The organism is Paenibacillus sp. NPDC058174 (genome assembly GCF_042883865.1).
Taxonomy (GTDB): domain Bacteria; phylum Bacillota; class Bacilli; order Paenibacillales; family Paenibacillaceae; genus Pristimantibacillus.
On the sequence record NZ_JBHVUY010000006.1, the window covers coordinates 54,956 to 67,871 of the forward strand.

Annotated in this window: 8 protein-coding genes; 7 read left to right on the forward strand and 1 reads right to left on the reverse strand. The window is 37.7% G+C overall.

Annotation, left to right across the window (positions count from 1 at the left end; translation table 11 throughout):
* Positions 1-2: 2 nt before the first annotated feature.
* The 7 genes from ACFVVF_RS23530 (at position 3) to ACFVVF_RS23560 (ending at position 11,228) form a co-directional block, all read left to right on the forward strand.
* Positions 3-1,745 carry a UvrD-helicase domain-containing protein gene (locus ACFVVF_RS23530; RefSeq protein ID WP_387814841.1) on the forward strand — a complete coding sequence of 581 codons (1,743 nt, stop codon included), beginning with the start codon at positions 3-5 and terminating at the stop codon, positions 1,743-1,745.
* A gap of 75 nt (positions 1,746-1,820) precedes the next feature.
* The gene (locus tag ACFVVF_RS23535; protein WP_387814843.1) at positions 1,821-3,302 is read left to right on the forward strand and encodes a TIGR02677 family protein; all 1,482 of its coding nucleotides are present in this window, start codon (positions 1,821-1,823) and stop codon (positions 3,300-3,302) included.
* 35 nt (positions 3,303-3,337) lie between these two features.
* Positions 3,338-4,561, forward strand: a complete 1,224-nt coding sequence (locus tag ACFVVF_RS23540; RefSeq protein WP_387814845.1) for a TIGR02678 family protein — start codon at positions 3,338-3,340, stop codon at positions 4,559-4,561.
* 5 nt (positions 4,562-4,566) lie between these two features.
* Positions 4,567-8,721: an SbcC/MukB-like Walker B domain-containing protein gene (locus ACFVVF_RS23545; protein WP_387814847.1), complete on the forward strand. Its 4,155-nt coding sequence runs from the start codon at positions 4,567-4,569 to the stop codon at positions 8,719-8,721.
* Complete coding sequence (locus tag ACFVVF_RS23550) at positions 8,718-10,010, forward strand: TIGR02679 family protein (protein ID WP_387814849.1); 1,293 nt, start codon at positions 8,718-8,720, stop codon at positions 10,008-10,010. Before ACFVVF_RS23545 ends, ACFVVF_RS23550 begins: the two co-directional genes overlap by 4 nt.
* A gap of 709 nt (positions 10,011-10,719) precedes the next feature.
* On the forward strand, positions 10,720-10,929 hold the full coding sequence (locus tag ACFVVF_RS23555; RefSeq protein ID WP_387814851.1) for a helix-turn-helix transcriptional regulator: 210 nt from the start codon (positions 10,720-10,722) through the stop codon (positions 10,927-10,929).
* Positions 10,926-11,228: a hypothetical protein gene (locus ACFVVF_RS23560; RefSeq protein ID WP_387814853.1), complete on the forward strand. Its 303-nt coding sequence runs from the start codon at positions 10,926-10,928 to the stop codon at positions 11,226-11,228. Before ACFVVF_RS23555 ends, ACFVVF_RS23560 begins: the two co-directional genes overlap by 4 nt.
* A 55-nt stretch (positions 11,229-11,283) precedes the next feature.
* On the opposite strand, the gene ACFVVF_RS23565 is transcribed toward ACFVVF_RS23560, so the two are convergent.
* Positions 11,284-12,600: a GHKL domain-containing protein gene (locus tag ACFVVF_RS23565; RefSeq protein ID WP_387814855.1), complete on the reverse strand. Its 1,317-nt coding sequence runs from the start codon at positions 12,598-12,600 to the stop codon at positions 11,284-11,286.
* Positions 12,601-12,916 lie beyond the last annotated feature (316 nt).

The following is a 12,916-nucleotide window of genomic DNA, read 5'->3' on the forward strand; positions in this document are numbered from 1 at the left end:
CAATGAACGTAGAAGAATTATGGTTTTTAGCTGATCTGAATCCCAAGCAAAGAGCAGTTTGTACAAGTGATAAAAATGCGATTTTAACCGCTTGTCCTGGTAGCGGAAAAACTAGAACACTTACTTATAGACTAGCATTTCTTTCAATAATGCATGCCGATTCAAATAATTTAAATATTGCAATTACATATACAAATCGTGCGTCTGAAGAAATAAGAAATAGACTTTTAAGCTTTAATATTGATCTTTCTAAAATTTGGGCAGGAACTATTCATCAATTTTGTTTGGAATTTATTATAAGACCATATTCTATGTATTCAAAACGTATAAGTCGGGGATATCGTATCATAGATGAATTTGTCCAAAAAAGGTATATTAAAGAAATATGTGAGCAGTTTCAAATTAGATTAGGGTTCAATGAAGATCCGTTCGCACACCCTAAAATAGATAAAGAATATAAAAGAAGGCTGGAAGAAAATAAAGAAATCGATTTTGATATAATTTTAGATTTATCATTTGAATTGCTAAATAATAATGCTTTTATAAGACAAAATCTTTCTAACATACTGCGAAGTATTCATGTTGATGAATATCAAGATACTAATGACATACAGTACAAGATATTGGGGCTCATTGCTTGTGAAAATAATAGAATTAAATTCTTTTTTATAGGCGATGTTAATCAAGCAATATACGGTGGGATAGGTGGCATAGCTAAAAGTAAAACTGAATTGGATGAAATATGTGGTACGAATTTTGAAGTGGAACAACTGGATGGTTGTTATCGTTCCACTCAAAGAGTCATTGACTTTTATTCTAACTTTCAAGTAGCTTCATCAGATATCTCATCTGAATCAAATTTGAAAGATGAATTAGGGATAATAACTCATGACAAAACAATAGATAAGGATGATCTTCCCGTAAAAATCGCAACAATTATCAACGAACAATTAGAACTCGGGGTTCCTGAAAAAGAAATCTGTATCATTGCACCACAATGGGCACTTTTATATCCTGTCAGCAAATCGCTGCGTGCGTTGTTGCCTAATGTAGGGTTTGATGCTCCGGATGTAACGCCCATCAAATATGATCCAATGAATGTTTTCTATCTTATTTCTAAACTCAAGTTTTCAGTAGCTGGAAAGAACACTAGCATGAGGAAACGTATAGCGAATGAAATCATTTCAATTTTAACAGAGGATTATAAAATACATCTTCCTATTTACGTTGATTGTTACTTTATTTTAAAATGCATTAATTCTGCAGAAGTATGTGATGAGAATGGGGTAGAAACGTTAACAAATACATTAGATTTTTTGTGCTCTAGTTGTGTAATTGATTTAGAACAAGAGAACCACTTAAAAAAAGCATACACTGATTTTATCGATAAAATTAATCAGAGAATTACTGACTATAGTTTATCTGCAGACATGAATACTTTCAAAAAAAGTTTCCAAGAAAAAAGTGGAGTGGTTATAAATTCTTATCACGGAGTGAAGGGTGAAGAATATACAACTGTTATTGCTTTTGGATTTTTAAATGGATTAATACCGAATTGGGATCTTATTATTAATAAAAAAGATAGTAGAACTACTGAAACACTAAAATTACTTTACGTTGCATGTTCACGTTCAAAAAAAAATTTGTATTTATTCTCGGAACAAGGGAGAACTACGAAAAGAGGAGATTCGCTAACTCCAACAGACGAATTAATCAATTTATGCAACATGTTCGATTTGGATTAGTTTTTTGCATTTCATAGGATATGTTAAGTAAGGGCTGATGCCGTTCCATGAAAGTTGAGATTGGGGGCTCAATTAATGACCGATAAAGCCGCATTGAATAATATGAAGGAAGCAGAATATCTAGTTTTAGAACTTCCCTACTGTCGCATTATTATGCGCTTCTTTTACCGTGAACATAAAGCCCATATTCATTACATTCATTCAGATAGGGTTCTTAATGCAGTTCGGTTGGTTTATCCAGACTATGATGAATTAAGTTGTCGGCGAAATCTTGATCAATTGGTGAAGTGGGGCTTGATTAGGTTGGTTCCTACGCAAAGCAAGCCTGCTAATCTTCGGGAACTCAAGAACTTGCCTCGTATTTATCAAGCAGAACGTGTTGCTCTAAAACTGGAGCAATTAAGAGTAGAAGTAGAAGAAGAAGGAGATAAGGCGGCGGGTCTTAATCCAACGGCGCTCGAACATTTTATTCAGAGTCTCGCTGAACTAGTTGAGTGGACTGCCAAGCATGTAGGAAAAGGTTACCGTGTTGACTGGGAGGATACTTATCGACTTTGGCATTCTACGTTAAGAACATTTACTGACTTTGCTCGTTCAATGGAGGACTACCTGAGCGATCTCCCCAGACACCGTCCGAAGGACGTAATTGATTTATCTGGCTACCGGGACTACAGGGATATTATTACAAAATATCTTTCTCAAAACATTGAAAAGATATATCAACGACGAGAATACATTCGGTATAAACTTCAAGTTCTTCAACCGTATACGGAATATATTTCTGAAGAAGTTGCTGCTATTTCAAGTGAGCAAGTAAGGTCAGATGGTACACGTCTTGATGAGGGCAGGGAGAAATTACAGTGTTTACGTGATATACAAGGTATAACAGCTTATTTTGCTGAAAATGGTGATATCACAGTAATGTTGAAACAGGCTGAGGAGTGGATTGAGGATATTACTGGTCACGCGAGGCGCTTAAGTGAACAGCATCTATTCAGTAGCACTGTACGGGAACAAACATTCCTTGAATTAGCTGATACGTTCATAAATCTATCGCCAGATAAAGCACATTGGCTAGGGCAAGTGGCTTTCGGTGCAACTCTACCTTTTCATTGGAAAGGGGAAGCGAGTCCTGACTTAGGCATATCTCCTTGGGAAAAGAGACCAATTGATATTACCTTACAAGTAGTAAAGAGAGGACCACGTCAAAAGACTCCTCTCAGTACTACCAGAGATCGATCTTTTGAACAGATTGAGCGAATGGCAAGAGAATATATGCGGAGAGAAGAATCTGCACGAGCGCTATCTGAATTGTTTGGTTCAAATGGTGTAATTGACATTAATGAAATAAGTTGCAATTCTTCAGATGATCGCCAGCAAATCCTCAAACTCGTTTACCGAGCTCTTTCTGAGGAAGGCAGAACCAGAATTGGATATGCAGATTGGTATATTACTTTGGAGGCACCAAAAGTAGAAAAGCTCGGAAATATACATGCACCAGATGGACGGCTTACAATGCCAGCATTTACTCTTAAACTGCATCGAGAGAGGGATTGAAATTGGGTTCTCCAAATATATTAGAAGAACGTCGAATGGCACTCCATGACTTATTAGACAGAATAATTATTAACCAGTCAGAACAACTAGATGCGTACAAAAGAATATTTAAGCATGAGATATATCTGAGAGAGTGGTTTGATGAAAGACCTGATTGGAGGTTATTAAAAGGTCAGGGATTTTATCGGCTTGAACGTCTGCCGAGTCAAGTGCTGCTAGAAAGAGGACTTCCACGCCTTAAAAGACCTATTGATTATGCGTGTCTATGTTGGGCACTATGGTATGCAGAGCGACGATCAGTGCAAAGTATAGGCTGGTTTGTAATATCTGAGCTTGCTGAAGAGATAATAATGATTTCCAAAGGTAACTTTAAAATAGAGGATAGGACACATCGAGAGGCGTTAGTTTCAGCAATGTCCCTTTTGGTAGATTTAAACATCCTATGTTATAACTCCGGGGATGCTGTGCAGTGGGTGCTTGGAGTGCAATCGGAAGAAGCAGACATTTTATATGAATTTGTTCCTGACGCGCCCAGACTTTTAGCCAACTTCGATCCAAAATCAATTAGTATAGTGTCTACTACTGGCGGAGATTCCAAGCTACTACCTTATACAGGTGAAACTACCTCTCCTATGTCGAGAGCTTGGAGAAGCCTATTGTTAGGGCCAGCTTTTTGGAAGGCTGATGATTCTGAAGCCTTTGATTTTTTATGTTCCAACATATCCAAAGTCCAGCAAGAGCTAGAGCAGTTATTGGGGTGGCAACTTGAAATAAGTGAAGCATATGCTCGGATTCAAAGATATAGTACGGCCCAACGTGCCTCTTCACTACTAATAGATGTTGTTCCAGAGCCTGGAGAAATTGATAGATCACGCGTAATAAAGTACATTTACCATCCTGTTCTTCTACTAATGTCAGAAATAAGATTATTAGTAGAGAGTAACCGCCTGAAAGTTTTAAAAGATGGATCAGTTCAAGTAGATGAGGGTTACTTAATGGATATTTTAGCTCAATTATATCGTAATTATAGGCGCAATTGGGGAGTGGAAATGGGAGAGCAGCTTTCTCTGAAGGAGTTGTGTAAGAATATCTTCTCCCAAATGAGACGGATAGGTTATCTACGGGGACCAAATGAACACGGAAGTTGTTATCTTCTCCCTGTGTCAGCCGAAATAATAGGACATTACAATGTTATGGAAATTGTACAGAAAAAAAATGATAACAGCATTATGCAAGCTAGTTTATTTGAAATGGAGTGATATATGTGATTCTCAACTGGACCAATCTAGAAAAGGATTTAGAAACATTAAGGAATAATATACCTGGTGGTTCTCGTGGGTTTATACCTGAAAGAATTATTTTCAGGGATTGGTTTATGTGGAAGAATCATGAGTTAGGCTTTGCACATGGTCATTTAGCCCTCACAGGGCAGAATCGTGGAGGGAAATCCGCCTTACTCGCACTCCTCCTACCTTTGATAGACGGTGATACAACACCAATTCGTCTTGATCCATCATTGTCTAGGGACCGATCTTTAGCATTTTATTTACTTGGAGATGAAAGTGCGGATCCAGAAAATCCAGATGCATTTGCATACACTGCTCGAATCGGGTACTTAGCCCTTGAATTTCGTCATGGTAGCACTGGTAAATATTTAACTATTGGAATGGGAGTTAATGCTGCAAGAAATCACCCAAGAAAGATAAAGGAATGGTGGGGCTTTACCATAGAAGAAAGTAGAATCGGACGTGATTTTGATATTCGAAGTTCCAATGAGAATTGCAAGGGGCGACGCGATTTCGAAGATTTAATAAGCGTTAAAAGTGGAAGGGTTTACACTGAACATGGTAAATACGGAGCAGCGGTAAATGAGTTGCTGATGGGTATGAATCCTGATCAGTTTAAAGCTCTATCAACAATGTTGATTCAAGCTAGAACACCTAAAATTGCCGACCGTCAGGGACCTGATGAAGTCCTTGATAACTTACGTGGATGTTTGCCTGGAGTCTCCGATGAACGGTTTGAACATACAGCAGAGGTTATACGTAATATTGAAGAGCACAAACGTAATTTATCAGAAGTTGATAATATTATTGATTGTGTAGAGGCTCTTGATGAGTATCTCTGGTCACTCTCTCAGGTTTTAGTGCAAGATGCTGCAAATCGATGGCAAAGTGCCAATGGGTCATTGGGAAGTGCTACTAGAATATTAAAACAAGCAAGAGAGAATAAAGATACTGCGATGGAGGAATTAGAGAGACTTAGACTTAGAAATGAGAGTAGGCAGCAGCGATTAATTGAAATTGAACAGAAACTTAAGTTTCTTCGTAAAAACGATAAGTCAGGCTTAGCTATTGAACTTAGTGCTGCCAAAAAACAACTTGAAGATATTCAAAAAGCACTACAGCGTACGGATGATCGACGCGAAAACCAATCTAGAAAGTTATCTCAGATTGATGAAGAGATTGGAGGAATTGTTGAAAGCTTTAATACTCAAACTAAAGAATTAGCTACTCAACATATGAGGTTTGCACAGCAAGCATCAACTATACATTGGCTGGACTTTGCAACGGAGCTACATGAGATAAGCAATGAATTAGTTACTATTACAATAGATGAGCCTATAGAGATCATAGAATCACTGCAACCATCTTTGACTTTGGTTGACACAGGAAAAGAGTTGGTGAGTAAATATGAAGAATTGATGAAACATCAAATAGATGTCGAGATTGCTCAAGAGGAATTGTCGATTGTGCAAGAAGAAACTAAGATTCTCCGTAATAATCATAATGAAGCAGTTTTCACTGAGCAAAAAGCAGAGGATGCATTAGAAGATACAAAGGCGGACATATACGCGGAACTAACCGATTGGCAGGTAAAAAGTTTAGCTATAAATGTACCAGATCAGATCATTAATGTAGTTACCTCTCGAATCAATAATTTACAAGCAACTCCTTCAGATGGAGCCATTACTTTGCTCGATCCATTAATTACCTATGGTCAGGATAAAAAAAGCGAAATGGAGAGCCGATCAGAGACATTGGCACAGAATTTAATTCGCTTTAGGCTCGAAAATGAAGCTCATGAAAAATTAATGAAAGAGCTTAAAGTTTTGGGAATTCAACCTAATCGAACTTTACTTAGAGCGCAAAATAGAAGGGATAGCGGCTTAGATATTCCTTTGTACAAGTATATTAAATTTAAAAAAGGTATACCAAGAGATACAGCGATTAAAATTGAATTGGCTGCACTTGAATCAGGCTTGCTCGATTTGCTTTTAGTTAACGACAAGGCTTCTACCGCTAATATGGACGCATGGGCAGTACCTAGCCCACTTACTTCGGGTCAGACGATGGAGGATATTTTTGAGCCTGAAGATGGGGCAACAGAAGAAGTAATAAAATTATTATCTTCTATTGGTTTAGGTGAAGGTAATGGGGATCATTGGATAGATATCAATGGAGCATGGCAACATGGATTAGCTCGAGGCCAGGTTAGTTTATTGCATGATGAGGTTAATTTAATAGGTTCGGATCGACGGCAAAAGGCTTTAGATCTCCGAATAACATTGATAAATGCTACCATTGAACAAAACAATGGGATGATAAATTCACTGCGGGCAGAGCAAGTCGATTTACAGCTTTCTTATAGAGAGATAGAAAATGAACTTAACAAATTGCAACAGCTTTCTTGGCAAACATTATTTGAATCATTTAGTGAAGCTAGAAGGTGTCGAAAGGAAGTTGGAGAGGCATGGAAATTACTTGAAGCTAAGCGTCCTCAACTTGAAATGGCACTACTGCAGTTACAAGAACTTGAAGGACGTTATGATGAATTTATTAAATTACTTCCTTCGGCAAAAGGATTAATTAGTACAGAGCTTGCAAGTCGTATCCAGCAAATCTCAAATTTAACTGAAAATTTATTTGCCTTAGTAAGTCGCTTTAGAGGTCTATCTGATGCAATTCGTTCTTATAGGACAAGAAAAGCAGATTATAAAGAAGGAGAAGCATATCTACAATCACTTGATATTGAAAAAAGCGAAGGGAATGTAATTCTCACTGAAATAACTGCAAAATTAAATGTAATTGCGGAGGAAATGTTGCGTCCAGAAACCCAAGAGCTACATCATGAAATTGATGCTTTAGAAGTTGAAGAAGGTGTACTTAAGAAACAAAAAGATGCAGACCTTGGTGAAAATGAACAAATGCTTCAGCAAAGGGCTGGAGCAGAAGCAATTATTACTATTCAAGAGCCAATTGAGAAACAACATCGAGAGGAGTCGGATTCTCGCTTAGAAGAGTTTAAACTGGCGTTATTGTTACATCCAGGACTTCAAGAGCATTTAGATTCATTTAATAAGCAAGGACCTGTTAGTGCTGCACAGAAACTACCACGGATTGTTGAACCATCTATGTTATCTACAGAAATTGAAACACGTCGTGACAAAGTTTCAGATTTTCTTCGTCGTAACATGCATACTCTTGGAGATTACCGTCCAAGTAGAGATCAGTATACTGTGCGTTTTCAATATAATCGAAAGCCTGTCAGTTGTACAAGATTACATGAAATACTAACTGAAACAAGTGAACAATATAAAAATCTTCTTGCTGAGGAAGAAAGAAAACTTTACCAACGAATTTTATACCATGGATTGCTTGATGAATTAAGAAAACTAGTATATCAGGCAGACGAGTTTACAGATAACATTAATCAAAAGCTCAAAAATGCAAGAGCGGCTGACGGAGAAATACTCCAACTTAAACTAGTGCAAAAATCTATAGAGGACGTTACAGGTGCAGCAATAGGAGAACTTTTGAAGAGTATGGATCAAGGTGCACTATGGCTGGCTGAAGATAGACGAGAGGTTCTTTTGGGTCTAATACAGAAGGAAGTTGAACGGGTAAGTAGTGAGGCTGAGATGAAAGGAAGTATGTTAAGTTATTTCGAAGCAATACGGACAGCTCTTGATTATCGCAATTGGTATGAATTTCATCTTTTTGGTAAAAAACCACAAGAAAACTCAGTCCGAATTAGAAATAAAGGTTTCGGGAAAAGGAGTTCATCTGCTAAAGCATGGGCTTTAGTCGTTCCATCTGTTGCAGGGGTAGCTTGCCGATATGACGCTGCAAAACATGGAGATGCACCTCGAATTGTAATGTTAGATGAGGCATTTGCAGGTTTTGATTCGCTACATCAAAAAATATACTTAAGATTCCTTGATGAATTGAATCTGCACTGGATAATTTCATGTCCAGATGAATTGCCTTACAGTGACAATTTGTCGGCTGCAATGACCTACCGCGTATCGTTAGAGGGCAATATCCATGTTACTTATCCTATTCTTTGGGATGGAAATACCTCCCACGAGACTCTAGCTCAAATTGCAATTGGTTTAGAAGGTGGAGAGAAAGTATGAACAATGCTGTTGATAATGCAGTAGCCCAATTAAGAAACTTGAGGTTATTGCACCTATTGGATGCTGCAAGAGAACACATAGAGAAGAGAAGTAATACACGAGGGAGTATTTCAATTATTTGTGATGAAGCTCAAAAACAAGAACTCATTAACTTAGTAGGTTATCGAAATGTTAAATATATCAAAGACGGAAAGTTACAAATATCCCTCGAAAAGCTTGATGAAAAGCTAGAGGAGAGTTTTTTACAAGTAAGATTGTTACATGTAATTGAAGCATATTCAGGTCCGATATTGATGCGTAAAGATAAGAAGCTTCAAGAAGAAGAAGCGTGGACGAAGGGATTAAAACGAGTTCTCGAAATGGCACCAAATGATGGAAGGGTTCAAAATTGGATAGAAGCACTTAATTCTGATGGGTTAAGCGGGCGTCGATATCGTAGAGCATACAATAAAGATTCGGAAGCGGCAGAACGAGCAGCAAGAATGGTGGTAGCGGCGATTAAGAAGCTACCTCTACAAAAACCGGAGTTGCTTGCTCTATTTGCAGCACATCTCACAGGGAACCCCCACGCATTTGATACCAATCAACTTGCTGGTCGTCTCTTGCTTGCCGTTATAGAAGAACAATTTTGCAAAGCACCGAGTGATCTCTCTCATGCTGAAATTAGAATAGTTTTACTTGGTAGTGTGGGCTTGGAAGTAGATGGGCTTTCTTCCACTGTTCTTGTAGCTTATTTAACTGGTACTAAGCATCCAGTACTTGAGGTAATGGCTTCAGATGATATGGGATGGCCTGTACCACTACACGTTATACGTACACTCTCAGTTCCTTTTCAACCGCAAAAGAGAGTGTTTGTGTTGGAAAATCCCCAAGCTTTTGAATATTTAACACACTCATTAATAACTATTAAACGGGAGAAAAGGCCAGTTTTGCTGTGTACAGGTGGTTTCCTAAGTGCTTCTGCATTGATTCTTCTAGATCGACTTAATGATGCGGGGTTCAGTATCTATTATGGTGGTGACTTTGATAAGAATGGCCTGGCAATTGCCCAGGGACTAATGGCTCGCTATAAGAACATCGTTTTGTGGAGAATGAGTCCTTCTGATTATAAATTGGCCTACGATCCAAATATAGAGAGTGTACTTTCAATAGATGACAAGGTTTGGCTCAACAATGTTTCTAACGATTTAGCGGAGACAGCAAATGAAATGATTGTGTTTGGAAAACCAGCTTACCAAGAGAGGCTATCAGAATTGTTGCTAAATGATTTATTGGAATTGAATAGTTAATGCTGTAGCAAAGAAGTACTATTTAAATAATGATCATATTAATCTCTTTCCAATAAAAAAGGGCAGAAATGAAAACTTTCTGCCCATCAGTTTGCTAACATTTTTGCTAACATGGCTCCATATGCAACTTCCTGAACGCAGAGTGCATGGAACATAAAAAAGTGCCTTTAACCCGCATGGTTAAAGGATTTGTGCTCGATCTTTCTGTGATATAGGAGAGGGGCCAAGAAGGCCGTTTCAAGACTTAAAATCCTGCGGTGGGTGACCACCGTACGGGTTCGATTCCCGTCCTCGGCATACTAAAAAAACTTTGTACTTATTGGTTTTTTACGAAGTACATACTTGCAGTAAACATAGTCCTGTTTCTTTGAATAAATTATACAGGATTTGAGTAAAGATGAAAAACCTCTTTTAATGTATCTGACTAGATCAGGTAGTTGAAGGAGGTTTTTTCGTTGGAAATGCCTGTGATTAATTAGAGCAGAAAAGTTGCTTAATTGTACGTACATAATGAAGCATTTTTTTATTTTATCGTAGTAAATTTAATGTTTTCAGCTGTTGGATAGAAGGTCTTTGAAGAATAAGCTTCCACTGTAAAAAGTGAAAAGAGATTATTCAGAACAAGAAAAAGTAAAGTCTACTTGACATTTTATATTATTGTAAAGTATCCTTTACGTAAAGGTAGCTTTACATGAAGGGCAGGGATAGCATGAAGCATCGATTGAAGGAGCTAAGGGCTGCAAATGGATGGACGCAGGAAAATTTGTCTGAGCAAGTTGGCGTTTCTCGGCAAACGATCATCTCCATCGAAAGCGGGCGGTACAATCCATCCTTGGAATTAGCCTATAAGATCGCTAAAGCATTTCGCTGCACAATTGAAGATGTGTTTATCTTTGAGGAAGGAAGTGAGTACTCATGAATACGGATCAGCTTGTTGGCTTGGCAGGTATACTGGTCGGTGTTTTTTTTGGAGTTCTTGGGGTATGGTGGGGGATTAAAAAAGCAGCTAAAAACAGAGGGATCGATGAACGTTTAAAAGCTATTGTGGCGAAATCGCATAGCAGTTCCTGGATTATTACTTTAGCAGCTACCTATTCTATATTTATTTTATATGCATTAGGCGTTGCGTTTTCCGTCCCGGCCGCGCTAGGCACTCTTTTATTTATTCAATTAGGGGGCTGGAGTCTTTCTTTCTTTTTCTATAATAAGAGGTACTAGAGAAAAACCTCCTTCGGCATATCTGACTAGATCAGTTGTCGCAGGAGGTTTTTAATTAAATTGTAATCTGGATCAAAATGATTTCTTGCTCATAATGGACATCGATATCACCATGATATTTTTCAACCGTTCTTTTTATAATCGATAATCCGTTGCCTCGTACCCCGTCACCATTCCCCTTCGTTGTAAATCCAGTTTGGAATAGATTCTTTTGCTCTTTTACAGAAAGCAGGGTAGGATTTTCAATCGCAAACGTATACTTTGAACCAACCGTTTTGCAGATAATACGAATTAACTTAGGCTGTGAGCCTTCGTATATATCGGCAGCCTCAATAGCATTGTCTAAAAGGTTGGAGATGATTTTCACCATATCCATTGACTCCATCCGACTAAAATCACTTTGGTCGATATCAAATTGGATCCGTATATTTTTGGATTGAGCCAGCTCCCACTTGCTTTGGAACAGAACCATTAGAATGGGGTTCTTTACTTGTAATGATAAATCCATCGCTTTTGAATCCATTGTAATTTGCTTTAAATAGTCGCTTGTTTTATCATACAGCTTCAACTGCATTAAACCGTTCAGAACTTGTAAATGATTCATTAAGTCATGCCTGCTTGATTTTAAGGTAGCTACAATATTACCAAGCTCTAAAATAAATGTTTTCTCTGAATCCTTTAAGTCCTGCTTTAAACGAAGTCTGTACCATTTATTTAGAAAGAAAACAACGGTGATAAGAGCAATTGCGAATAATACATCAATGGCAAAAGTGATTTCACTGCTTTTTATAACTTGAAGACTGACTTGCTCTAAGTCTTTGGCGTCAATATCAATTCCGATAACCCCTAATATCTCGCCATTCTCATCATAAAACGGGACACCGACTGAGAAATAGGCTTCATCGCGGTCTCCTTTAATAATACTTGTGAAGTAATTCTGACCCTTCTTCGCTTGGGTAACTTGAGCAGGAGGAACCGTACATGGCGCGCCAATAGGCAATTCCTGTAAGGCACTTGGCACTGCTGCAACCATTGTTTTCGTGACGTCACTTTCATCCAATAATAAAGCGTAAACGTATAACGCATTTATACGGCTTCGGTATTCTTCCAGATATCGTTTTGTTGTTCTAAAATTTTCGTCATCTTTAGTTTTGGTTAATAAAAATTGTTGATAAGCATCTTTGTCCAGACCATTAGCTATTTTCTCAGCAATAGCGAGATATTGCTTCGCAAGAGCAATTCGTGCGGATTGTTCAGTTGAGTAGTAGGATATTAATATTTTTGAACTTGTTAAAATGCTAAGTATGATAAAAGAAATAAGTATGAAGATAAGGACACGTTTATTAGGATACATTCCTTTGAGTTTCAACATAGATTTCCTTTCTACAAAAAATAAATTGCGTTGACGATAAATATAATTATAAAGACTGGATATAAAAATGTAAGCTATACATTTCAGATGAAAGCTTTCGTTTTCGAAAATATATGTATACTTTTGTATTTTAACATGATAGAACTCTGTATTTATCCAATCTATTTGTTTATTTGATGCTGTTTGTAGTTTTTGAAAAATTTATGATTCTTTCCTATTTGCTCTAAGCATACTACTTCCTCCAGCGGACCTTTGTCAAGAAAGTGAACGCTAACCCTCCTCATGCTATAATAACATCAAGATTCATACAGGAAAG